The organism is Photorhabdus viridis (assembly GCF_040256935.1).
In the GTDB taxonomy this organism is placed as follows: Bacteria; Pseudomonadota; Gammaproteobacteria; order Enterobacterales; family Enterobacteriaceae; genus Photorhabdus; species Photorhabdus viridis.
This window is the reverse complement of sequence record NZ_JBEJZY010000035.1, coordinates 34,157-60,014: the sequence shown is the minus strand read 5'-3', so window position 1 is coordinate 60,014 and position 25,858 is coordinate 34,157. Positions and strand designations below refer to the sequence as shown.

General features: G+C 38.4%; 20 protein-coding genes. 7 read left to right on the top strand and 13 right to left on the bottom strand.

All coding sequences use genetic code 11. The features are described 5' to 3' along the window. Positions 1-159 (bottom strand): IS4/Tn5 family transposase DNA-binding protein (locus tag ABR397_RS15645; RefSeq protein WP_350306564.1); only part of this gene is annotated, 159 nt, incomplete at its 3' end. A gap of 1,812 nt (positions 160-1,971) precedes the next feature. Here ABR397_RS15645 and ABR397_RS15640 point away from each other — a divergent pair. The 6 genes from ABR397_RS15640 (at position 1,972) to ABR397_RS15615 (ending at position 10,234) form a co-directional block, all read left to right on the top strand. Next, complete coding sequence (locus ABR397_RS15640; protein WP_350306562.1) at positions 1,972-3,102, top strand: LuxE/PaaK family acyltransferase; 1,131 nt, start codon at positions 1,972-1,974, stop codon at positions 3,100-3,102. A 1-nt stretch (position 3,103) separates the two neighbouring features. Next, positions 3,104-5,509: an acyl-CoA reductase gene (locus ABR397_RS15635; RefSeq protein WP_350306561.1), complete on the top strand. Its 2,406-nt coding sequence runs from the start codon at positions 3,104-3,106 to the stop codon at positions 5,507-5,509. A 29-nt stretch (positions 5,510-5,538) separates the two neighbouring features. Continuing rightward, entirely contained in the window at positions 5,539-6,810 is a 1,272-nt protein-coding gene (locus tag ABR397_RS15630; protein ID WP_350306560.1) for a phenylacetate--CoA ligase family protein, read from the top strand. Next, positions 6,807-7,730 (top strand): GNAT family N-acetyltransferase, encoded by a 924-nt coding sequence (locus ABR397_RS15625; RefSeq protein ID WP_350306559.1) that lies wholly within the window; start codon positions 6,807-6,809, stop codon positions 7,728-7,730. Before ABR397_RS15630 ends, ABR397_RS15625 begins: the two co-directional genes overlap by 4 nt. Positions 7,731-8,096: 366 nt before the next feature. Further along, complete coding sequence (locus tag ABR397_RS15620) at positions 8,097-9,776, top strand: S-type pyocin domain-containing protein (protein WP_350306558.1); 1,680 nt, start codon at positions 8,097-8,099, stop codon at positions 9,774-9,776. Next, complete coding sequence (locus tag ABR397_RS15615) at positions 9,773-10,234, top strand: DUF6392 family protein (protein ID WP_350306557.1); 462 nt, start codon at positions 9,773-9,775, stop codon at positions 10,232-10,234. Before ABR397_RS15620 ends, ABR397_RS15615 begins: the two co-directional genes overlap by 4 nt. Before the next feature lie 174 nt (positions 10,235-10,408). Here ABR397_RS15615 and ABR397_RS15610 read toward each other — a convergent pair whose 3' ends face one another. Continuing rightward, a complete protein-coding gene (locus ABR397_RS15610) occupies positions 10,409-11,506 on the bottom strand; it encodes a cytochrome P450 family protein (RefSeq protein ID WP_350306556.1) in 1,098 nt (365 codons plus the stop codon). A 714-nt stretch (positions 11,507-12,220) separates the two neighbouring features. Here ABR397_RS15610 and ABR397_RS15605 point away from each other — a divergent pair. After that, on the top strand, positions 12,221-12,565 hold the full coding sequence (locus ABR397_RS15605; protein WP_023043710.1) for a hypothetical protein: 345 nt from the start codon (positions 12,221-12,223) through the stop codon (positions 12,563-12,565). A gap of 595 nt (positions 12,566-13,160) precedes the next feature. Here the strand turns inward: ABR397_RS15605 and ABR397_RS15600 are convergent. From ABR397_RS15600 to ABR397_RS15550, 11 genes are all read right to left on the bottom strand, one after another. Then, on the bottom strand, positions 13,161-13,862 hold the full coding sequence (locus tag ABR397_RS15600) for a helix-turn-helix transcriptional regulator (protein WP_350306555.1): 702 nt from the start codon (positions 13,860-13,862) through the stop codon (positions 13,161-13,163). Between the two features lie 654 nt (positions 13,863-14,516). Further along, positions 14,517-15,668 carry an alpha/beta hydrolase family protein gene (locus tag ABR397_RS15595; protein WP_350306554.1) on the bottom strand — a complete coding sequence of 384 codons (1,152 nt, stop codon included), beginning with the start codon at positions 15,666-15,668 and terminating at the stop codon, positions 14,517-14,519. A gap of 19 nt (positions 15,669-15,687) precedes the next feature. Then, positions 15,688-17,130 carry an SRPBCC family protein gene (locus tag ABR397_RS15590; RefSeq protein ID WP_350306553.1) on the bottom strand — a complete coding sequence of 481 codons (1,443 nt, stop codon included), beginning with the start codon at positions 17,128-17,130 and terminating at the stop codon, positions 15,688-15,690. Further along, positions 17,130-18,674 carry a class I adenylate-forming enzyme family protein gene (locus tag ABR397_RS15585; protein WP_350306552.1) on the bottom strand — a complete coding sequence of 515 codons (1,545 nt, stop codon included), beginning with the start codon at positions 18,672-18,674 and terminating at the stop codon, positions 17,130-17,132. Before ABR397_RS15585 ends, ABR397_RS15590 begins: the two co-directional genes overlap by 1 nt. Before the next feature lie 23 nt (positions 18,675-18,697). Next, on the bottom strand, positions 18,698-18,946 hold the full coding sequence (locus tag ABR397_RS15580) for an acyl carrier protein (protein ID WP_350306551.1): 249 nt from the start codon (positions 18,944-18,946) through the stop codon (positions 18,698-18,700). A 33-nt stretch (positions 18,947-18,979) separates the two neighbouring features. After that, positions 18,980-20,089, bottom strand: coding sequence for a beta-ketoacyl synthase N-terminal-like domain-containing protein (locus ABR397_RS15575; protein WP_350306550.1), 1,110 nt, complete (start codon positions 20,087-20,089; stop codon positions 18,980-18,982). Next, complete coding sequence (locus ABR397_RS15570; RefSeq protein ID WP_350306549.1) at positions 20,082-21,452, bottom strand: beta-ketoacyl-[acyl-carrier-protein] synthase family protein; 1,371 nt, start codon at positions 21,450-21,452, stop codon at positions 20,082-20,084. Before ABR397_RS15570 ends, ABR397_RS15575 begins: the two co-directional genes overlap by 8 nt. 353 nt (positions 21,453-21,805) lie before the next feature. Beyond that, entirely contained in the window at positions 21,806-22,633 is an 828-nt protein-coding gene (locus ABR397_RS15565; RefSeq protein ID WP_350306548.1) for a cyclase family protein, read from the bottom strand. Next, a complete protein-coding gene (locus ABR397_RS15560) occupies positions 22,626-23,339 on the bottom strand; it encodes a 4'-phosphopantetheinyl transferase family protein (protein WP_350306547.1) in 714 nt (237 codons plus the stop codon). Before ABR397_RS15560 ends, ABR397_RS15565 begins: the two co-directional genes overlap by 8 nt. Positions 23,340-23,341: 2 nt before the next feature. Further along, positions 23,342-24,118, bottom strand: coding sequence for an SDR family oxidoreductase (locus ABR397_RS15555; RefSeq protein ID WP_350306546.1), 777 nt, complete (start codon positions 24,116-24,118; stop codon positions 23,342-23,344). A gap of 460 nt (positions 24,119-24,578) precedes the next feature. Continuing rightward, positions 24,579-25,664: an alpha/beta hydrolase family protein gene (locus ABR397_RS15550; protein ID WP_350306545.1), complete on the bottom strand. Its 1,086-nt coding sequence runs from the start codon at positions 25,662-25,664 to the stop codon at positions 24,579-24,581. Positions 25,665-25,858: the final 194 nt, after the last annotated feature.

Sequence of the window (25,858 nt, the reverse complement as noted above, 5' to 3'; positions counted from 1 at the left end):
AACATCGGCAGGAGAGTCAAGAGATTGCACGAGCGATTGTCCTCTATGGTTAGCCAACGAACAGGCCACTTTCACCAGGCGGTTGGTACGGCGTTTATCACCTAATTCCGCATGTTGAAACGTGTCATTTGCCCATTGTTCGGCGCAAGTTGAAAACATAAAGATTACCTCAAGTCGTGTTTTTTATTGAGATCAATCTATGAGGGAAAAGTTCAATAACGCGGGGGCGGGTTAAAATATTTGTGTAGGAAAGACAGGCTCTTTCCGCCGTGCCACATCATGTGGTTGAGGTGTAAACATATACGTATTTACTCTTATCTGTTATCCATTAGTCAGGAACGTACCTTGTTGAGATCATGACTGATATTGCGCAGCCGCTGCGGTTAAACGCTGACGCAAATTATCTTCCATGGTGGACAACTCTTTCTCAATCTCTATACGGATATGCACTCTATATGCTTTATCCATATACACAATGGATTAAATAATAGTTTTATTTAAATATTCATATCGATATTATATTTTCTTTACCACAATGATTTATACATTAAAATAACCAAAGTTAATATAAATCCATAATATGATATTTTATTTAAATCAAAGAATCACGTAAATTAAGTCGTGATAATATCTAAAGCATGAGTTTTATTTTATTTTATTTTATTTTATTTTATTTTATTTTATTTTATTTTATTTTATTTTATTTTATTTTAAATATTGCAAACAGTTTTAATGAAAAACCCAATATTAATTATTTTTAAATTAAATTGGATTTATAATTAACAGAATAAGGTGGTTTTTATATTTTTATATTTTTATATTTTTATATTTTTATATTTATTATCATCCTTCTTAATAATAAATAATGAAACTATTATATTGGTAAAAGTAAGCTAATGTTCACATGGTGCATTATGAAATAGATTTTAATTAGTTTACTATTGTTATGTTTACTGTGTTAATAATATAGGATTGTAATTCTGGGTTAAATTGAAAAATAAAGTTATAAATTTCAATGACATTTAAAATAAAAGATTTATATTTTTTATATTTGCGATTTTTCAAAAATAAAAACTTTTTAGTTTTTTATTGAAATATAATTATATATGGTATAACTTATTAGCAATTCTTATCTGGTCGTTATAGAGATATTTTATTTATTGTAAGAGGATATAATAGTTGATAAAGAAATCTTAACGTGAATATTTAATAAATAAGGTAAAGTAATTATATAAGAGCAGATTTCTATCGTGTGTATAGAAATATGTTTTTTATTTCTAATTTTTTAATGGATTTTTTATGTTGTTAAAAAAACTTGATTGGTATTAGTTATATCATGAATTGCTTTTTTCTAGGCAATGCAAATGTCGGTAATATAAATACATATTTTCAGTCTGTGTTTTTTATACTGCTGTAAGTAATTCAGTGTATTTATCATTACTGGATAGAAATAGACTAAAAGTAAAAATCCCATTCCATTGATTTTAATGATTATCTTTCTGGTAAGGATATTTTCATTATTGACGGAATTTACTGAAAAAATAATGCTGTTGATTATTATATTAACGATAAATTATGTGTAAATATTGTGGAGATTTCAAAACTTTGTTTATTAAATGTTAATTACTGATAGTAAATTCGTATCTGGCGGTTTGATTTTAACTATTTTTTGATCGATTGGCGTATAGATAATTATGATAAGATTATTAAATATAAGCTCGTTATTACATTGGCCTTGGTTAAATCATAGTTATTATATTTGTTCTTGTTTTCTTTACAAGGAATTAACAAACTTAAATATTAGTTTTCCCAAAACGGTGACTCATTTTTATTTGGTTAAGTAGTTGTATTCAACATGCAGTCATTTTTTGCGGCGGGATATTAGGTTTTTTACTTGCCGGATGATGAAGCAACTTACTTATTATTTTAAGGGAGTAAATGCCCTTCTTTCTTTATTTCTGGAGATGACTTTTGACTTCTCTTGCTTATGTTGACGCTCTTTGCGCGCTTGATCATCCCTATCGTACCGATAGTGCTTGCGACCAACTGTTTGACGCGGCTATGCGCGAACTGACACGGTATCATTGTGAACAAACCCCTGGTTATCACCAATGGCTGAAGGCTAACGGCCTGGATGATCAAAAACTGGAAACACTAAACGATTGGTCGCGCTTGCCGCCCATTTTCGCTAATTATTTTAAACATCAGTTGCTGCTCAGCGCCACCGGTCAGGATGCGCTGGAATTGACCTCATCCGGGACAACAGGTCAGAAAAGCCGTATGCGTTACGATACACGCAGTATACAGGCGGCTCAGAATATGGTTGAACGGATTTTCGAGTATTACGGCTGGAATACACCGCAACAACCCTGCAACTACTTACTGTTAAGCTATGAACCCGCCGGAGCGATTACTCTGGGAACCGCCTATACCGACCAGTACCTGTGTAAATACGCGCCAGTGAATCAAGCCTGTTATGCACTGCGCCACAATGGAAAAAGCAATGAGTTTGATCCGTTTGGCGTTATCCGAGCCTTGCAGGAGTTTGCTGAGCAAGGGCTGCCGGTGCGTATGCTAGGCTTTCCGGCATTCCTGTGGTTCGCATTGGAACGGATGCAAGAAATGGGCCTGCCGCCGATACAGTTACATCCTGAGTCACTGGTATTTTTAGGGGGTGGCTGGAAAACACACGTCGATAAAGCCATTCCAAGATCGTTGTTGTACCAGCGTTTAGGTGAACAACTGGGGATCCCTGACGAACGTTGCCGGGATGGTTATGGTTCGGTTGAACATCCGGTGCCTTATGTTGAGTGTCGGCATCACCATTTTCATGTACCAACTTATGCCCGCGCCTATATTCGTGATACGGCTAATATGGCGGTTCAACCCTATGGTAAACCTGGTTTTCTGCATCTGACATCGCCTTATATCACCTCTAGCCCGGCACACAGTATCGTGGTGAGCGATTTGGCAGTGCTGCATTCAGCCGTTGAATGCGGTTGTGGGTTGGCTACTGATTGGTTTGAGTTACTGGGTCGCGCCGGTACAAGTAAAAGCCGCAGCTGCGCGATTGCGGCCTCTGAGTTGATAAAGGAGTCCTGAAATGTATTTAGTTAATGGCAAGATAATATCTGACTTGGAGCCCGCCGCAGTATTAGCCGAACTTAAAAGCAGCCTTGCGGATACGCTGGCTTGTCCCCCAAGTGTACAACAAGTATTGAACTGTGCCGGGCGCTTTGCCGACAGTCTCGATACCATCGCTTCTGAGCTTGCGCTAGATACAGCGGCAATCGCCGCTTTACGCGGTTTTTGTCGTCGTGATTTGCTGGAGGCGAAGTTACGGCACGAGTTGGGTGAACAACCATTTTCCCTGCGTCGTTTTGACTATACACAGCCCCGTTTTGAAACCTGGCAACCTCTGGGGCTGGTGGTGCATATCACACCGGCTAATGCTCCGTTGCTGCCATTTATGGCTGTGCTGGAGAGTTTGCTGGTAGGTAATGTTAACTGGCTACGCCCCAGTAGCAGCGATCATGGCCTCAACGCACAGTTATTGGCGGAATTCCTGCGCCATGACCTGAGTGGCGAGTTGGTTCCTTATGTCTCCGTATTACCTTTACCGTCTGATCAACTGTCAACGTTGCTGGAGTGCGCTGATGCTGTGTCAGCCTGGGGAAGTCATACCGCATTGACAGCCATCCGTAGTCAATTGCGACCGGGTTGCCGCTGGATCGACTGGGGACATCGTATCAGCTTTACCTATCTGGATCCGAAGTCTGCCGACCATACTGATTACGATGCGTTGGCTGATGATGTTTGCCGGTTTGATCAACAAGCTTGCTCCAGCCCACAGTGTTTGTTGGTAGACAGTACCGACGAAAACATTTTGCGGGAGGTGGCGAGTGCCGTGGCTACTGCATTAGCACGACGGGCGCCGGTATGGCCGGCTTTACAGCCCGACATACAGGAAGCGGCTGAAATCAGCAGCCAAATGGCATTTTTGCAGTTAGATCACTCTTTTGCTGGTCTGACTGGTTCAGTAAAAGAAGGGGATGGATGGCGGGTAGCTTGGGTGCAACGTCAGGAGCTGGCGCCATCACCATTGTATCGTACCCTGCAAATTCGCCCGGCGCCACGTGCGCGACTGGTGGAAATTTTGTTGCCGTGGCGCCCCTATTTGCAAAGTTGTGCTTTGATCGCCGAAACAAATGAACTGCCGATGTTGAGCCGCCAGTTGCTGGCCGCCGGTGTCAGCCGGGTCTGTCAGGCCGGAGCGATGCACGATGGTTATGAAGGCGAGCCACATGATGGTGTTTATGCATTGACCCGGCTTGCACGACGTGTCTCAGTCAGCTTGAAATCTGAACAATTGCCGGGCCATGTCACACTGGATAAATTGGCGCTCAATCCTCCAGAACTGGCCGGGGTTCCAGTGATGGATAAAGAAAAATTTCAGCAAAATGGGGTGACGTCGAAAGCACAGGTGTTTTTCCGCAGCGGCGGCAGTAGCGGTACGCCAAAACTAGCGGGTTTTAGTCACAGAGATTATCACAGTCAGATGCAGGCTGCGGCGGATGGTCTGTTTTCCGCCGGTTTAGATCCGGCCCAGGACCGGGTAATGAATCTGCTGTATGGCAGCAACTTGTATGGTGGTTTGCTGAGTTTCTTCACTATTCTGGATAAATTATCCGTGCCGCATTACCCGATGGGAGGCCCGATCAACGATGATTTTAGCCAAATCAGGCATTTTATTGTTACACAAAGGGTTAATACACTGGTAGGGATGCCAAGCACGATATATCAGCTGTTTAAACGTGAAGAAACCGCATTACGTGCCTATGGTGGTGTGCGTAAAATTTTTGCTGGTGGTGAGCATATTAGTGAAGAGCGTCGTCAGTTTCTATCCAGCTTTGGTATCCAGGTGATCCGCTCGGCAATTTATGGCTCCGTTGATGCCGGTCCATTGGGCCATGCTTGCACCTGTTGTCACGATGGGGAATTCCATCTGTTATCTGATATTCAGTGGCTGGAAATATTGGCTCTGGATAGTGATCAGCCGATCCCGCCCGGCGAGACCGGTCGGTTAGTGTTCACGCCTTTGGCCCGGGAAGGGCAAGTGATTCAACGCTACGATTTGGGCGATTTGGGCTATTGGCTACCCTGTCTTTGTGCCTGCGGGTTGCCGGCGCCGCGTTTTAAATTGGCGGGTCGTCATGGGGTGTTGATACGGGTCGGTTCTATTTTTGTGAATCCAACCGAATTGTCAGCCGGTCTGGCGTTTCCGGTGCAGTGGTTGATAGGGAATCACGATAGCGGCGGCGAATACATCCATGTGTTAGCTGATGGTGATGTTAACCAGGTACGCGGGCATCTTATGCAATATAGAATGCTGAATCAGGTTGTCAGTGGTGGAATGCTTCAACTGGAAATTATCCCTACGCCAGCCGGACAGTTTCGCCGTCACCCGCAAAGCGGCAAAACGCCGCTGGTGCTGGATAGCCGAACCTGAGACCCATAATATTACTTTTTGAGTAAATCATGACATTATCATTACACGATTTGATTGAATATGCCCGCAATCATGCTCCTTTCTTTCGGGATCTTTATTGTAATCTGCCCCGCTCTGGCTGGACGTTGACTGATCTACCATTAATCGATCCTGCTGACTATTGGCAGCAGTCGCAACCACTGGAAAACTGGCCGGTATTGACTGGTCCTATCAATGGAGGTCATGTTTTCAAAACTGGCGGCTCGACCAGCGAAGGTAGGCTGTCGGTGTTCAGTTGCAATGAATGGCGTGCTTTCGTGCGCACATTTGGTCAAGGGTTGGCACAGCAGCTACAGCCTGATGACCGCGTTGCCAATCTATTTTTTGCCGGTGATCTGTATACCAGCCTGTTATTTATTCACGGTGCTTTGTCCTGTTCACCGGTGCCGGTGGTAGAGTTTCCGTTTACCTGTTCAGTTGATGATCGGGCGTTGGCTGACGCGATTGTCAGCCTGAGGATTAACGTTCTCGCCGGGGTGCCGGCGCAACTGTTACGTTTTGCCAGTACCTTACAGCAGAGCGGCCAGACCATGCCGGGTATTGAGCGCCTGTTGTACGGTGGCGAAAGCCTGTTTCCAGAGCAGTTGACACTATTGGGTCATATATTCCCCAATGCACGTATTGGCTCAATTGGCTGTGCCAGTGTTGATGCCGGTCTCATTGGCGCGGCTTCTCCTGATTGTGGTCACGGTGAACATCGGGTTTTTGATACGGATACGATTGTTGAAATCATTGATGAGTCCAGTGGTCAGCCGATTACCGCGTCCGGACAAAACGGCATATTGGTTGTTACCAACCTGCAACGGCGTCTGACGCCGGTTATCCGTTACCCTACTGGCGACCTTGCCTGTTGGTGTGAAGAACCTGAGCGGCCACGTCGCAAGTTCGCTTTGCAGGGGCGGGCGGGCAGTGCTCACCGGGTACGGGTTGGTACGTTATCCCTTTTCCCTGACCATATTGCTCATTTACTGCGACAGCAAGAGGGCATACTGGCCTGGCAGCTATTACTGAGCCGTCAGGATGGTATAGATAAAATAACCCTCTTGTTAGCCAGCGGCTCGTCACCGATGCCGCTTGCGACAGCAGTACATCAGACGTTGCTGGCGGCGCAACCCGCGATGGCGAATTTATGTTGTCAGGGATTACTGCATGTGGAAGTCACTTACTGCGCCCTGGAAAATATGGTCACGCATCCACGCTCCGGTAAGCTGATGCGGGTGGTTGATCATCGTGGTTATAGTGCTGAAGAGAAGGCAGCATGAGCATAAATTCAGTAACACCATTGATTCGATTATTCCGGGAAGAGGATTCTACCGGTGTCAGTACTTTGTTTCGGGTTGTTTACGGCGAAGATTATGTTTACCCGGAAGTCTATTTGCCAACCATGCTTGGCCGCTATAACGCGGCAAGACACTGGTATTCTGCTGTTGCGGTACAGGATGGCAAAGTGTTGGGGCATGCGGCGCTATGGCAGGATAAGCGCTGTTCGTTAAGCGCTGAACTGGCGCTTATCGCGGTGCACCCACAGGCGCGTGGTCAGGGGATTGCTACCGCACTGGGGAAATACTTGTGTGATCAGGCCAGGGAAATGGGGTTAAGCATACTCACTATTAAGCAGGTATCGTCACATAATCACAGCCAGCGTCTGGCTCAAAACCTGGGTTTTCACACCACAGGGTTGTTACCGGATTATGTCGCCTCGCCATTTGATCAGACACATCCGGAAAGCATCGTACTGGGTTGCTTGCCTCTGCAAAGCTGGCCCTTTCCAGAATTACACTGGCCTTCAGGTTGGCAAAATTGGCTGAACTCGGTGACTCAAGTGTTTGGTCAAGAACCTTTACAACCGGAAGAGTCGGTTGATGCCGATATCAGCATGACCAATCATGGACGCCGGCTGGAAGTGTGGGTGGAAAAGCAGACAATTGAGCGGGTAAAAGAGGTGGCGGAGTTACCCGCTCATAAACTGGTATATGTGAAACTCCCGGTAGGGGAAGGTACTCTCCAGGCTATGGAAATTTTGCAGCAAGCGGGATTTGCCTGTACGGGATTTGTGCCCGGTCATCATCATCGTTGGGAAGCTTTGCTGGTTCGGGGGCATAGCAAAAAAGAGCTGACCTTAAGCTGCCAGTTTGCCCACAACCTACACCAACAAAGTATGTATGCCTGTGCAGGCGGATAACTCTCCTGCAATGATTAGCAAAGCTCGTAGAGCCTGAATAACTTTGCCGATTAATGACAAAGTGTTGGTCTTTTGGTCAGCACTTTGAATGGATTGTGGGGTACGTAAAACCGATGTTGCCACTGATTTTAAATTCATTCGTGATGCCCACCCTTGATAAAAAATTGTATCCAATATGTTAATTAAAATGATGAATTACTAAAATCAATCAAGCTAATTTCTCCAATTTTCGGAATATTCCTATATCTTTTTAAGTAAAATTCATTGCACTATTGATCATCTATTAACCTATAAGTGGTAAGGATATGATGACCATTTTAGTTAGACCCACTCTTCGCACTGTAAACCAATGGGGAAGTCAATAGAATGGCGAAAGGCTATTATCTGCTCATTGGCGATAAAACGACCTGTGGTGGCGTTATCATCACCGGTGACCAGACCATCACATTTAACGGGCGAGCAACCGCGCGTGAAGGGGATCACGTCACCTGTGGTAAACATTCCGGTACTTACATGATTGTCGGGGGCGTAGCCAGCATGTTTAGCATGGGACGGCGATGGGCGGGCACATTAGATAGTGTCAGCACCTGCCCCTGTCAGGCCCGGCTGATCAATTCCGTAATGGACAGCTATGAAAAGCAGGATGAGACTGCTGAGCAGGTTGTCGCTCCCACAAATATGGTGGCGCAGAGTGTCTCTTCTCCGGCGAAAGCGGCGGGAAGCGTTCAGCCCGGTCCACCGCCTGTAACGCAGGCTCCCCCACCGCCGATAGCGGTGTTTACGAAATCTTGCCAGCGGGGTAAAGGCTGTACGGATGCCGGAACAGAAGCTGAACCCGCGGATAACTTCGGGCGAATGGGGATATATCAGGTGCCGTCATCTCCCGCTCCGGTAGCGGCGCAAAAGCCTGAACCGCCTCCTCAGGGCAAGAAACACCCACCTGAACCGGATAAGCCGCAGGATAAAAAATTACCGTGGTATAAACGCTGGTTTCGTGGTGGAAAAGCGAAGGCCGAAGCGGCTGCTACGGCAGTGGCGGCCACCACCCGCAGCGTGGCGGCGGATGGGGAAGCGCTGGTCATGCGTTACATTGGCGGTGGCGCTGCCAGTTCTGGGCGCTGGCTGGCGGCCCCAAATCCGTTGACGGTCGGGTTAATGGGATTGTTTTATTCACCGAAGCTGAATGAAGGCGAAGAAGACTACTTAAACCGCTATCGCCTGAGTGAGATTGCTGAACAGTTTGGCAAAGCCCCGACTCGTGTGCGTTTCCGCTGGATCAGAGATGAAAAAAGCGGCAGGATGACGGTTCAGGGGTATCACGTCAGCGCGGAAAGTGGTCTGGATAAAGTGCCGGTTCATATGATGAGGCTGAATCGGACCACGGGGAATTATGAATTTTGGGAACCGGGAGAACATCGGCCAACGATATTATGGACGCCGAACGAACAGGAATTTCAGGTTCCAGCCCATACCGGGAATGAAGAGCGGCCGTTTATTCCGTCGCAAATCACCGTATTGCCAATCCCGGAAAAAGTGGGCAGCGATATTGAATCGTTGCCGATGCCGGAAGAAAAGGATTTCCGCGATTATATTCTGATCTTCCCCATTCCCAGTATGCCGCCGGTGTATGTGTATTTGAGTAAACCGCCGGTGAAGCCGCTGGAAGTGGGGGAATATCATGATCTGGCCGGACGCAGTCGTAACGATGGGATGGATATTGATCATATTCCGTCTAAGGCGGCATTAAGAGAATATTTATCAGACAATCATCCTGAGTTGAAAAGGCATCATATAGATATAGCATTAAAAATGGGGGTCGCTATAGCAATCCCTAAACGAGTGCATCAAAAATATAGTGAAACCTATGGTGGCCGTAATTCTGTAGCTAAAAAGGTTCAAGATGCCTCTGACTTGGAAGTGGCAGTAGATAATAATTTTGATGCTCAAGCTCCAGGGCTAAAGGAAGAAGGTTATACTGATGAACAATTGAACAAGGCTCGTGAGGAATTACATCGCCTTAACAAAGAACAAGGGTGGTATAAATGATGTCTTATGTTGTGGAAATTGTTAAAAGTTTGGGACAAACAGCAGAGCAACTGATTGAAAAACACATTATTCCAGCTAATAAGTTTGAATATTTTTTTGAAGGAGACAAAGAGTTTTTTTGTAAACCAGAGCTCGGCCTAAGGTTAACTTTTCACAATGCTTCAAGACGATTGTGTTCAGTAGAATTTGTATTAATCAATATCTATGATAACAATGATTCATACAGTGGCGACATGCCTCCTCCATTTTTACACTTAATGGATAAGGTAACCGTTAGAGCACTCATTGGGGAACCTGATTCTAGTGGCGGCCCTAAAAAAGTTCCAGTAATCGGGCTTACTGGTGGATTTGATGCTTATACATGTAAATTCAGTGAACAATACCCTGATACAAATATTCATTTTTCATACTTACCTGATTTCCGGGTGGATGTATTAGCATTTGAACGAGCTGTATAACTATTTCTATGGAAAGGTCTTTAGGAACCTCTTCCATTTTCTGTCTTCATCGGATAGTGGCTAACAAACTGCTATCCGAATTCATCAGTAGGTAGTAACGAGCGAAATATCCAGATTTATAGACAGTTATAGAAAGAAAAAGAGAGATGAAATGCTTATTTTTTATAAAATCTTTCATTTTTTCAACATTCTTAGTGTAAATTTTGAACAGCCTATTGCTGACGAACCAACAGTAACTTTATGAATCTCAACATCATCAAGCTGATAACAAGAGAGCATTTTAATAATTAATTGACAGGTGAAATGTATTGCAGTATTCATTCCAATACACTTTTTCTCGCCTATACCAAATGAAAGTGGATGCCCTTCACGATCAAGCTGAAACACATAAGGGTGATTAAAAGCTTCAGCATCGAAATTCGCTAATCCGGTATAAAACAGTGCCCAGTCGCCCTCGTTAAAACAGGTATTTTTATATATCACCCTCTCTTTGAATACTCTGCCCACGGAAAGAACCGGACTAGATATACGATAGGTTTCAGTAACAATATTTCTGATATTATTTTCTGTAACAGTAATTTCGCTGGTTTTTATATAAAATAATGCAGCAACCATCAATTGCATCGTTGTTTCATGAGCGGCGATAAATGTTACCGACAGATCAGCCGCAAATTTTTCAATATTGATAAGATCTACAATTTCACTGCTAGTCGTTATTTTCCGTAAAACTTGCTGATATATGGCAATAAAAGATTCGGCAATAGAGACAAAGTCCTCTATTCCCCTAATCTGCCCATCAAAAAACATTCCTACATTCAGTGCGTGGGCAGAAAAAAATTCTGAAGCTTTCAATCCTACTAAAGAAGCAGCAAGTAAATTATTCATCCCTCTCAAATGCTTTTCAGTAATAATATTACACTCTTTTAGCGAAGATAGAAGATCGTCAGCCATTGCTCCAAAATTTATCTCCTTAAATTTTTTATGAACAAAATTCACTAAATCATTAGATTCTTCATCATTAAAAATGAGCGAATTATTAAGAAAAAAAACGAATCTAGAAATCTTACCTTTATCTGCTTCAGAAAATATTTCCAAAGGAACTCTCAACCTTTTTTTTGTTACATAATCTGAATTCAAAATGCAGGAGCAGATATCATACGAATAACAATGCCATATTTTTTTCTCATCATCGTAAAAAAAACCCTGTCCATTAGGATCACTTAATTTTGCATCATCCATTCTTTTCTTATACTCGTTTAGTAATATATTCATTATTATGCACCCATGTAAATTAACTCTTTTTTAGCGATAAATTTAACCAGCTTACTAAGCTGATCCGCCTCTGGCATCAGGTAATACATGATATTGGTATACCAATTATATTAGATTTCCTCTCATATTAACAATGTAATACAATAACGTAATATTTTCGTTACGTAATTGATATTATTTCTAGCTTAATATGACCATTTATGAGCATTATTAGAATAAGAATTGTGAATTACATCACAAAAAATTTTATTCAACCTCAGAGGTGCTAATTAAATTATCAATTAATATCAATAAGTTATCAATATATTTACTATACCGACGTATCTTGATGAGATTTATCTGCTGGTTAGCAACGCAAAAATCACTAACGCAATTTCCTGTGGCATTCAGATAAAACATAATGACGATATACTTTACATTTCGTATTTTTGCGCTACTATAAAAATATCTAATATATAATTTTCTATCCGTGTTCATAAATATAATTAAATTATAAACCACGAATTACCCAGAACGTTCATAAAATGTCGTGACGAATAGATTTTTTAAGGGAAACTTACCCAAGTTAAAATAATGAAGTATAAAAACATATTTACTTTGTATATATTTCCACTGTAACTATCGTCATGGCTATTAAATTTATAGCAGTAGAAATAGAAGTTCCAGAGAAACTATAGCTATCAGTAGCTTTATCTATTAGTTCAGGAGCCTAAGATGAAAGAAATTAAGAAAAAAGAAAAAGGTAAAATGCTTGGTGTTAATAGACATTCCTTCTTCGTTGTTAATCTAACCAATAAAATTTTAACAGGTGATGTGTTTTGGAGTAACTCTTCAAATACGAGCGCTCTAAACGTCAATGGATTATATCCAGCAACCGCTTCACTTCTTCAAGATTTCTATCCTGAAAGCGGGAAAACTGATTATTGGCGATGGACTGAAAAAGGAAGGAGATATCAATTAGATTGTTATGACAATGATATATATGTCGCCGTTGTCATTAGCGATTATGGAATTGGTGTATTACCTTCTGGAACCAGCCCAGACACATGGAAATGGTAGATTTTCCTCCATTGAATTATTTATAATTATATGGAGAATACGAGTTTTAGATTCTGTCTTAAACCATACACTGAAGCTGGTTCAATAAAAACCATGATTTTTATTGAACCAGCTTAAATATGGCAACCAAGGTCTAAAATATATAATTAACCTACGTTATCACCTTATATTTCTTTAAAAAACTGATACCTAAATCATAAAAAAACACTGTATTTTAGTCTACTATAAAATTCAATACTTTCTACGTACCATTTTAACAATACCCATAATTTCAAGACAATGCTCTTTTATCAATTACCCTAGATGACCAAATCGTGATTTATCCTGACATTCTCACTATCGGCTCTCCAGGGCTTGCTTTTCCAAAGAGTCGTTCTCGCTTCTGAACTTAAGAAAACAAAACCAACTTTCGGTAAATCTGATTAAAAAACTAAACTTTTTAAGCTTACAATTTAAATAAAAGCATAAAATTCAGATAATCATCAAAACCTACTAAAGTCATAAATATATATTTTCAACCAGATATTCAACAGAAATAACAATCATGCTTGTATTAAACAAATATCCATATTAATTGTTTAGTAATAATCGTTAATCAAGATAAATAACCCTCAGACAATCCTTCTTGCTCACCCCATTTTTTTAGCAATAATATTCGATCTTGTATATATTTTTCCGATAACACCTCTAATTTTTCTATTTTTTCTACTTGTAACTTGATAAATTTATGACTAAATTCACACCAAGAAACTAAAAAGAATTCATTATTGAAAAAAATCGACAATGGACAAGTCGTTTTCACTGTACGTACATTATTTAAATCAAAGAAGGTTATCACTATCTTTTCTTTATGATATATCGCTTTCCTAATATCAGATAATATCGAATTATTATTAGTAACTTTACTATAACCTTCCGTTTTTACAAACATTGGCGAACAGTATAGTTGAGCACGCTGTTCTTCGGGAAGTACTGCCGCGATCTTGGATATAAAACTATGAGCAGATTTAGCCAAAACAACATCATTTTGTTCAATAACCCATTTGCTACCTAAAACTAAAGCATCAATTTCATCCATTGTAAACATTAAAGGAGGCAACATAAAACCCGGTCTTAATGTATAACCTAATCCGGGTTCACCTTCTATATTTGCTCCCTGACTATTTAGCAAAGCAATATCTCGATAAAGGGTTCGCAAACTTACATTTAAATCGCCAGCCAGTAACTTACCGCTGACAGGATATCTTCTTTGTCTTAAGTATTGCAATAATACTATGAGTCTTTCGGTTCTTGACATTTCCTCACTCCTCATTTTAATAAAAAATCAAATAGGAAAATTTTATATTTAATATAGTTCTCAATTACCTGAGTTAACAAAAATAATATTTTCGCCTTTCATAATTACTCTACCCTAACAAGAGTGAATACTCGATACATTACATTGAAACATGGTAGAGGTAAGTGTTGAATCATAGAATAAATATTTAAGCAGAAGAAATATGAATTTATTATTCAGACATTCCTCTTCGTAATGTTTATAAAGATGACTTTATTTTATGACTTACAGTAAAGGGGCAGTGAAACTAAAAGACATAGCCAAAATAAGATTTATCTTCGCATCCATTGAGAAAAATCATTCAGATAAGGTAATTAGTATTTATTTAAATTTTATCTTGACATAAAATCCCTAACTTTGAAGGATAATATTATATAAAATAGACTATTTTATTTTCCATCCTTTATAATAAACAGCGAACCAAGACAGTGCTTAAGCTAAAGCGCTAACTTTTGAACTCACTTTAATACAACAGCCCAAAGGCAAAAAAATAAATCATCCTCATGTATTATATGTACGATGCGGATTTTGCACACTGTCTGTGTTCACTATACATTTATAAGAACGCTCTGCAACAATTACACTAACTAAAATAGGTGCTAAGTGTAAAATAAGTTAATTTTTCTTAGCGCTATTTAGTTTGAATTGTTCATTAACCCAATCTAAAACTTGTATCATGTACTCGTTTATTTTATTTAAACAAACATGAGCTTCTGATTCATAACATAATAATTTATGATCATCTCCCCATAAATGGTCTAACTCTCTAACTTTATCAATTAAAAATATATCATCCAATGATCCATGAACAGTAAAAACCTTTGTTTTACAAGTTAAAGACATGTCTAATTTCATTTCATCAAAAATAGATTGCATATGATTATCTTGCATAAAGGAAAACTGAAAATCTGCTTTAAGTCTTCTGGGTAATTTATCAAATTCGGCTATTTCAGGCCCACCAGATAAATTAACGATACAGCAAAATTTATCACCCATTTTTTGCGCAATACGTAAAGCAAAATAACCTCCGAAACTAATCCCTAAAAAACAGAGAAGGTTACTATTAATTCTAGCATCATTCTCTAATAATTTAAGTATAGAGGTAACATATAATTCCATATCAATAGCCAATGACGATTTTCCAAGATTTATTCCTTGCCCTGGTCCATCAAATATAGCTACCGCCATACCTTTTTCCAAGAAAAATTCCGCCAAAGATAATATTTCAATTTCAGTCATTGAATCCAATCCATTGGATAAAATAACACAAGGTAAAGGATTATTCTCTTCTTCTTTATATCCTTTAGGAAATATAAGGAAGAACGGCATATGAAATTTATCAACAACAATATACTGATGTTCAACCAGCAAATCACTATATTTTATACCGGATAAAAAACATGAGCGAATATACTCTCTGAGCTGGATCTTCCTGCTTTTATCACTGAAATACATAAATTCAGCCCAATGATAACAAGCAGCAGCACTCTTTAGAGCACGAACATAACTGACGTCATTTTTGGCAGAATTGGCGATGCTGATATAATTATCACCCACTCTTGACCAATTAATCATCCACTCATGCCAGAACTCTTCAGATGATAAGTCTAAGTTTTCCTCCTGAAAATGGCTCAATGCCTCCACCACATCTCCCCAATGAACCTGAGGCGCATATTGAGAATTTAGGAAAAATAGTCTCGGCATAAAATAACTACAAGTAGAAAAAAGTGCTGCCGAAATTCTATTTGGTTTATTCTTATTATTCATTTTATTTTCCTTTAATTTACTAAATACGATCGTCTAACCACTCTTTGCAGGCAAAAACCATTTTCTTACTATTTTCTGAAATAGCATTCTTCACTATTTCTTGCTGTCTTAATTTATCTTCTGTACCAAACTTGATTGCACATAAATTATGATCTAATTCAACATTATGATTAGAAAAAATGAACGAACCGCTTCCTCTGCTAAATATACGCCACGAACCGCTATGAGATCTTAATACTAATGGAGGTTCTGGTTGAAAATATTCAATCAATAAATTATCTCTATCACAGAATCGTATGCTACGGAAAGTCTCATTTCCATTTGGCGTTGACACCTCCATATTAAATTCTTGGTGCCTATCATCATTGTGAATTATTTTTACTGAATCACAATGAGGTAATATCTGGCTCCAATCATTGATATTTAAAAAGATATCGTAAACGTCATCAACTTGATGAGGAATATAATATCCTGTTGTAAAAGTTAATAAATCTGACTTTTTATTACTCTCCACTTTATTCTTTATACTATCCATCTCCATTTTAGTATTATCATTAATAAATGAGATAATAAAGAAATTAGCCTGATCATGATTATCAACATCATCAATAATACCGCTTACATCGTCTAATAAAGACCAATTCCTCTGTACTGTCAGAAGACAACGTTGATCATTAATAGGAATAACTTGCCATCTCCCATTCATTGCCTTTAATAACGGCATAGGTTTAGGTAGGACATAATCAATCCTATAAATAGAATCAGAATAATACCGTTTTGTTTGCCAGCTTACTGTTTTATTATTTTGTCTTGCTTTAATTTCAACAAGTTCTGAATCATCTATTCTATTTAATACTTCAGCACCTTCACAGAATGAGAAAATATCAGGCCAATAAGAGACATCTTTAACCAAAGTATATACATCCTTTGCCGATGCTTCACATATTATTGAATGAATCAGATTTCCATTTAATTTCTTTTCCGCCCTTTCATCTACTTCTACAATGCTCTTTATATTATTAAGTTCCTTAACTGAGTTAAGGTCAATTCCTTTACTAATAAATTCATGAGCTTGCTGTGTTGTTTCAACACCATCAACTAATCCTGTTATTTCCGGCTCAATATCATAATCATGCTCTAACATAAGCATACATTGTTGAGAATTGATTTCAATAACACGCCATGACGTCTCCATCTCTTTGACTAATGTCATTGGCTTAGTCAGTTTTGATCTTATGCTGAATGTTTCTACATGAAATTTACGCTCGGATACCCACTGCATGATGATGCCGTTAATTAATGCTTTAATTTCTATTTTTTCACTATCTTTATCTCTAAAGATAACCTTCACTTCCTGACAAGGCTCAAATATTTCTGGCCACTTTTCAGAATTGACAATAACCTGATATACCTTTTCTGCCTGTGTATTACAGATGATTGAATGTGATTCGTAATAATTCATTATTTATTCCTCAATTTAAATAGTTTTTTAGGATCGATTGATTTAATTAACTCTGATTTTAGTATCTTATCGTTATGGCTTCTCGGAAATGACTCACCAGTAACATAGAACCAATCAGGCCATTTTTCCTGATCTAATTTAGTATTCATAAATGATGAAAGAATATTTTCAATTTCAAGTAATGATTTCTTCGATATATCGCCACTCATGCAAGCAACAGGTTGGTTAATAGCCACACCATTTTCATGGAAAGAAAAACCAACAATAGTAGCAACATTCACATTGGGTATTCTTGATAAAATAGATTCAACTTCTTCAGGATAAATCCTATGTCCGGTAGAACTTATAAATATATTTTGCTTACGTCCCTTTAAAATTAAATAATCATCGTCATCGATATAACCCAGATCACCAGTAGCAAACCACTCATCAGGAGGAGTGACTTTCCCAGAAATAACATCGTAATACCCTTCCATTATATTTTTACCTCTTAGTATAATTTCTCCAATATTATCAAATGAGTCGGTTATGGGTTTAATAGCAACTTCCAATGTATTATCAGTCTTCCCAATACAATAAACTGGGTTGATATATCTTTTATCACGATGATCTTTCTCATCCATCCAGCAGAACGGTCCATAAGTTTCACTTAATCCGTATCCTTGAATCCATTCACAGCCTATTAATTTACGTCCTTTCTCTAGTACACTGGGCGGCATAGCCGCACCCCCATAAGCAATAACGTGTAAGCAAGTTAGATCAATATCCTGTTCTTCTACCGATTTAACAAATAATTTCATCGACTCTGGGCGTAACACAATATGCGTAATTTTATTGCGGGAAATATAAGCAGGCCATTTCTCTATGTTCCTATTTTCTGGTATAAAAATTATTGACTGATGTAATAATGCGCCGAAAGAGAAAATCACCCCGGTAGTATTATTAAATAAACCTGACATAAATATTTTAGCATCCTGAGTAAACTTTAATTTTTCTGTTATTGAGAAAATTCGCTGACATACTAAGGATTCTGAAATGCTAATTGCTTTCGGTTTGCCAGTACTCCCACTCGTGAAAAGCACAATAAAATTAGCAATGGATTGTGGTGAATAGGTAATAACTGGGATTTCTTCTATATCATTAGCGTTGATCTCATGAGCTAAAACATCAATAACATTAATGCCGTTTTCTTTTAATTTTTCGACAATATGTTTATCTTTTCTAAGATAAACAACAAAATCGTATTGAACTTCATTGGTAAAATTGATCCATTCATCGATTGTCGCTGATGATAAATTATAGGGCATTAACAAATGCAATCCCATAGCACTGGCCGCAGCTAAGAAGAAAATACCTAATTCATCATGTTCAAATATAACGATAATTTTATTATCTTTATGAATTCCTCTATTTCGTAAATCATCAATTAAATAGGAAACAGAAAGTATTACCTCTTTTCTTGTATAATGAGAGTCCTTAGTGATAATACAATCATCATTTAAATTATCACGTTCTGAATGTAATAACATAGAAATTAGTTTCATATCTGCTTCCCTTTGATCAACAGTTAATTTTTATCGCTTAAATTTTCTGAGACGAAATCAAGAACAGCTCTTCCTGTTTCCCAATTGCTAAATTGACTTTTGGTCACAGGAATACCAAACTCTTTGCCAATTTGTTTCGCTAAGTCAGCTAATTCCGTAGAATCCATATCATAAGCTTGAGCAAGATCTGCATCCATATTGAAATCATCAAAATTAATATTAACAAAAGATGATAAAATAGTTTTTATTTTTACTTCTGGATTGTTATTCATATATTTCACCTGAATATTTAAATATTTTAGAGATTAAATAGCTGAAAAACTCAACGCACACACATGACCTTTGTTACTGAGACGCTGAATGACTATTTGATTAATATTTGAAAGTTCATTTATTGTAATAGGCTGCTGTTCTCCATTATTTTCTGATAAGAATGACGAGGCCAGAACTGAATCAATCACGCCACTGACCGAAAATTGATTATTTAAATAAGGTCTCAGATTTACAAAAGATGTTTTTATATCTTTATCTGAGAATACTTTACTCGTTATTTCCTTTTCATCAGCATATATTCCATCCATCATAAATGCAGAATTCTCATTATGGCTGAATAGTTCAGCAGTATATTCCAAGGTGTCACTTCTTGTATTTTTATCAGGTGAAAAATAATCAATAAAGCCGGTTAATTCACACAATATCGAAGCGCCACGTTCTAAAGCATGTTGCATTTCTTCTATAACCAGAAATGCAGCCCCTTCCGAGAAATTTTCTGGTAATCTTTCGCCAAATATTTCAGAATTTCTCTGTGCTGATCTCTGCTCTAATAAATTTTTAACTAATGGGCTCGAAAGATGTTCTGACGCACCACATAACATAACTTCCGCTACACCATTAGAAATAGCGTCAGCCGCATAACCTATTGCTTGTATCCCTGCCACATCCGATGTAGAAAACGTTTTAGATTGTGCACTAAAACCATAAAGAAGTGATAACTGCCCCTGAAGTGCAGCAGGGAACCATGCCGTAGCAACATAAGGCCCCATTCCCTGAATTCCTTCAATATGTAGCGCCTTAACTTCGTCTTCAATATATTTCCATCCACCAAAGCAATTTCCAACATATATCCCGACGCGATTAGGATCAATCTTGTCTAAATCTAATTGACTCTCTTTTAATGCCATCTCAACGGCAACGATGCCATAAATAGAAAAATCATCAATTTTGCGCTTTAAGCGATTATTGATATATTTTTTTTCATCGGGATCGCTCAATGTCCTTATTACAGGGCTTGAAACCATATTATTTATTAAGTCTTGGCCCAATAGTTTATGAATCAAATTTGACTTGATGGATGTCACATCCTTGCCATCAGGATGTATTGCACCAACACCGGTAACAACGACTCTTCTACGCATTGTTAACTGCCCTCATAACAATAACACTGTGAATACCGGAAAAACCACTGGATAATTTTAATGCAGTGTCAATGGGATATACGAAACCTTGATTAGGAATATAATCTAAATCGCAACCAGGATCCGGGGTTTGATAATTAATTGTTGGATGAACATATTGCCTTTCTATTTCCAGACATAATGCAACAGATTCTATCGCATTAGCAGCAGCTAAAGCATGACCTGTCATTGACTTTAATGAGTTAATTGGAATATCAAATGCTTTTTCCCCCAAAATAAATTTAATTGCATTTGATTCATTAATATCATTTTGAGCCGTAGAACTTCCATGCGCACTAATATAATTTACTGCTGATGGGGCAACCTTGGCATCTTTCAATGCCATATCAATGCATCGTGCCATTGCCAATCCATCAGCGGGCAAATCCGTCATATGATAAGCATTATTGACTGATGCATACCCCACTAATTCAGCATAGATATGTGCTCCACGCTTCTTCGCATGTTCATAAGACTCTAAAACTAATATTCCACACCCTTCTGCAATAACAAATCCATCACGTTCAAGAGAAAAAGGACAGGTTGCCGATTGCTGATTTTCCAGCTCTCTTGATGATAACGCCCCTAAAGCCTCAAAAGAGCCAATAGACAGCGGACAAAGCGGAGCTTCACTTGCGCCAGCCAGCATGACATCCGCTCTTCCATAACGAATATGTTCAAAAGCAGTACCTAAAGCATCAAGCCCTGCCGCACATCCCGTTGAGATATTACTCACCGACATGGACGCACCATATTTTTTCGCCACAGAGGTTGCCGCAGAACTGAAATCAAAGCTATCGTAATCCTCTGGTTGAATTAAATCAGGGCTGATCTCTTCTTTACCTCCATGGGTAATTCTGAGCAAACACTCTTCCATTCCAGCAGCATCGGCAATAGCGGTTGCTATTGCAACACCAAAACGTTTAGTGTCAATTTCTGAAGGCATTAACTTTGCATCTTGCATTGCCATCTCGGACGCATCCAAAGCAAATTGCAGATATTTATGCTCACTTTTCAAAACAAATTCTTTGTTATTATTATCGACATCAGTATCGCAAACCTTCCCTATAGCTCCGCTTTTGAATCCGAATTTCTTTCTTCCCCATTCATATTCACTGATCCCCGATTTCCCGTTATGAATATTGTCCCAAAATTCATCAATGCCAATACCGGCTGGTGAAATAACACCTAACCCTGTCACCACCACTCTCTGTGTTTGAGATTCATTTCTGTTATTTATTATCACAATAGTTATCTCGATAAAAATAGAATACAAATTTATTGTCAGGTAAGTTTTATTCACATAAAATTTACCCATTTTCATTTAAGAAAATACCTATTTGAAAGTAGTTATCTCAAACTACTTTGATTATTTTTAAATTAATATTTGTCATATATGTATTTGATCTTTATCTCCTAACCAAAACTCTTGAGAATGAGCACCAGGCCCAACCATAACTCCATTCGATCTTTATAGGTAATAATTCAGCCTTTTTTTAATCGCTCAATTTACTCTTAAAAATCATTTAGAAAGGAGATGACAAATTTATTACAATAGAGATAATATAATTGCCCATAATAAAACACAACAAAGATAATCTATCTTTCGCTGCTTTATATAACCTTAACCATTGAAACTTATTTTATATTCACAATGTACTCAGTTTTATCAGTCAGTTATATATTATTATCAAATATTGCAACAACCCGACTCCATGAAGCATCCGCTTTCTCTAATTTTATTGGAAAACAACACACCTTAAATCCATAAGGTTTAGGAATACTGTTTAAATTACAAAGTCGTTCTATTTGCAAATAAGGATGATCCCGTCCGATAAAATGAGAAGGCCATAAGTAAGCTTTGTTCCCTGTTTTTTTATAATCGTTAATCATCTCTATAAATGGCCGATCAAAACTGAAGGCGTCTGTTCCAATAATCTTTATGCCTTGCTCTACTAACCATTGAACAGCGCTGATTTCAATCGCTCTATAGTGAGTAAAATAGGATTTTGAGCCTACTAACTTATCAGCACCAGTACTTATAAGAACAATATCATTTGCTTTTATTTTATAATTGATTTCCTTTAACTTGTTTTCTACCGCCTGTTTATCAATTAATTGATCATTTTGGCTAAAATCAAGTAATACACCATGACTATAAAACCAATCCAAAGGAATATCGGTAATTGTTGCCGGCTGCTCTTGCCCTTTATGCCACCCATAGTGATAAGGTGCATCAATATGCGTTCCGGTATGAGTTGTCAGTCGATAATGCATCAGTGATAATCCCATACCATCAGGGAAATCATTATGATCAATTATCCACTTTTTACGTTTGAAGAGTTTTATAAAAACTCGTTTCCACCATGAACTGGTATGGAAATACAAATAACTCTCACCTAATTTATTGGCACCTTCTTTATGATCGACTATTTCTCTCGTGACTTTTTCAGGCTCCCAAAAATCACTATCTATAGGAACACTTAAATCAATAATATTACTCATATTTGTTCCTTATAATTTCGGAATAGTTTCTTCTCTTAATATTCGGAGTGGAAATTATCTTCTTTTGAGACAAAGCACAAACAAATTCCTGATTATGAATTAGCAATGTACTTCCCTCCAGCTCTTGCATATTTTTCGCAGAAGCAGCGTTATTAACCAATAATTCTTCATGTAAGGTCGAAGCAAATAATTTAATATATGCTTCAAGTCTAACCCAATAATATAATGATATTAAACAATAATAACTCTTAAATCCCGGACTGATACCTAATGGTTGTTTTAACAGGATACCTTTTATATATTCCAGTTTTTCATCCTTAATAAAATACTCAATAATTTCTGAGATTTTTATCTTAGAAGGAGTGACTTCAATATCAACACCCATCTCTCTTGAACTAAGGCCAATAGCACAATAATTTCCTGAGGCACTCAGTGAAAAATGGTATTTGAAGTCTTTCCCCATAGATATATAAGGCTTTCCGTTATCATTCGTTATTATTTCATAATCAGATAGATATTGATTTAAAACATAACGCAATGCAACTCTTCTAAAAATAAACTTTTTTCTTCTATCCGCTAAACAGATCTGATTATGGCGAGTAATATCAGAATCATAAACTAACTGTCCAACAGACACTAAATCAATATCATCGATTTTTATAATCCAAAGATCAAAAAAATCAGATGATAAAGAAATATTTCCCATGATCAGTAATTACCTAATCCACCACACACATTAAGCGCCTGAGCGGTTACAGCCCCAGCGAGCGGAGATGCGAGATAAGAAACCATTTCAGCCACTTCATTAGGTTCAACATATCTCCCGATAGGAACACGTTCTTCTACTCTTCTTTTCGTTTCTTCTTTATCAGTACCCCAAATCTTGGCGTAATGTTCTCTGACACGCACGGCCATGTCACTTTCAACAAACCCAGGGCAAACTGCATTCACGGTGACGCCTGAACCATTACGCGCTAATTCAAGCCCCAAGGATTTGGTGAGACCGACAACACCATGTTTAGAGGCGGAATATGGCGTGCCATAAATAACACCTTGCTTGCCACCGGTTGACGCAATATTGATAATTCTTCCACCAGATAGCATGAGTTTTCTTGTCAGAACTTCATGTATGACAAAGTAAGTGCCATTTAAATTAACGTTTATTACATTTTGCCAAGTTTGAGGACTTATTTCAGCAGTAATTCCACCACCGGAAATACCTGCACAATTCACCAGTACAGATAACTTATTATTTTCAAGATCAAGTTGATCAAAAGCTTTGCTGACATCTTCATGATCAGAAACATCACACACTATTTTCTTTGCAAATTGATTACCATATTTATTACGTAGCTTATTAATTGCATTATCGAGACGATCAGAAGTGCGTGATAATAATATTGGCTCAAAACCATCCTCAGATAGTTTTTCTGTAATTGCGAAACCAATATCTCCTGTCGCACCGGTAATAAAGGCATATTTCATCTGAATTATTCCTATCGTTATTTGTATTATCTTTATTTACAAAAAACTACGGTTACCCTTCATAAGTATTATTCACAATTCAGTGTCAATTCCTGTCAGCATTAACAAAAAACATTCACAACTTCCGATTTGCCCCAATAATATATTAACGTTATATTTACAAAAACTCATAATATCATCATATTCCATCATGTAATTATATAAGCCCAGCATATTTTTTTAAAAAAATAGCCTGTTATAGTTATGCTTCACTATTGATTAATACTTATATGTATAGAAATATAACTATTTAATCTAAAAAACAGGCGATATAAACCAATATCCGGAATATCAATATTGGTTATAAAAAATAAGAAAATATAGGGGAGGAACTACTTAGATATGTTATTTAATCGATGATCAAATAAATGGTCAGTAATAATCACACTATTTAAGAAAGGTCGAAAATAAGGGATGAACACTACGGCCCCTTTAACTGTACATCTAAAAATTCAGCAATATCAGCATTAATTATTTGGTGAATAACGTGCCGATCAATACCTGGTGGATCCTGACACAATTTTGGCTCACTTTTGGTCCGATTAATAGAACATGGCGCAAGAAAGACAAAATGACCTGCCCCAGGAATCATTCTAAATTCAGGTGATAATGGCAGATCGCGGGTAAGCGCGATTGAATTATATTCATTATCAAGCTGATGATCTTTCTCTCCAGCATAAAGAAAAATTGGAGAATAAATATTTTTTACTGATTCAGTCGAAAAAAAGACACTTAATGGCGCCATCAAAACAAATGCACTGATTCGAGGATCAGACTGAGGCAAAATATCAGGACGATCATTTATGATCTTTCCTTCACTTTCACAAACATCGTCCTCTAATCTAGACGAGCAATATTCCTCAAGGCGTTGAAAGTCCGCTCGTGCGCCTGCAAGAAACAGCCCCGTTCCCCCACCTGCCGAGAATCCAATAAAACCAATTTGGTTACTGTTTATATAAGGTGCTAAGAATGGCTCTGTTAAAGCAGCGGTGATGGCAGCAGAGACTTGTAAAGGACGACCATAAATGGTATTGGTGGCCCCAATGCCGGATGCATCTTTATAATTATCTCCCGGGTGTGTGAGAGTCACAACAATGTAGCCTCTTTTAGCAAGATAACTGGCAAGGTCATGATGTCCCCACAAACTTCCTAAATTACCATGGGAAATAACAACAAGAGGGTATCGACCTGACGTCATTTTAGCCGAGCTAATTGCTAAAATATCGACAGGTCCAACAGAGCTTATTCCTTTTCCTTGTGCTGAACTGGGATAAAAGTAACTAACCTCCATCGGATGATGGTTCACTGGATCAAGAACGGCAAGCCGCTTAAATCCCGCATTTAAGTATTCCTCCGCACAAACGGAGATATTACATCCGCCAAAAATCAACAAAACAGACAAAGTAAGAGGTAACTTCATTTTTACTCCGGAAAAACCAAAGGTTAAGATAATAAGCACTATAACCAATCCTAGTATGGTTAATCCATGATTTTCAGCATCATCCATTTTGTGCTATTACAGAGCCTTTGATGTCTGTACCGCCGTCATCCTTCAGCCACAAATAAGCGGGGATCGCCATAATTTTACTCCTGTTTTGATTGTGTAATATCGCCTGCATCGGCGATGTTGATGAAGAACCTGCTTGATAATCAATAAATCTGGATCATAAGCAGGAAAATCAAAAATATTAAACAACACGC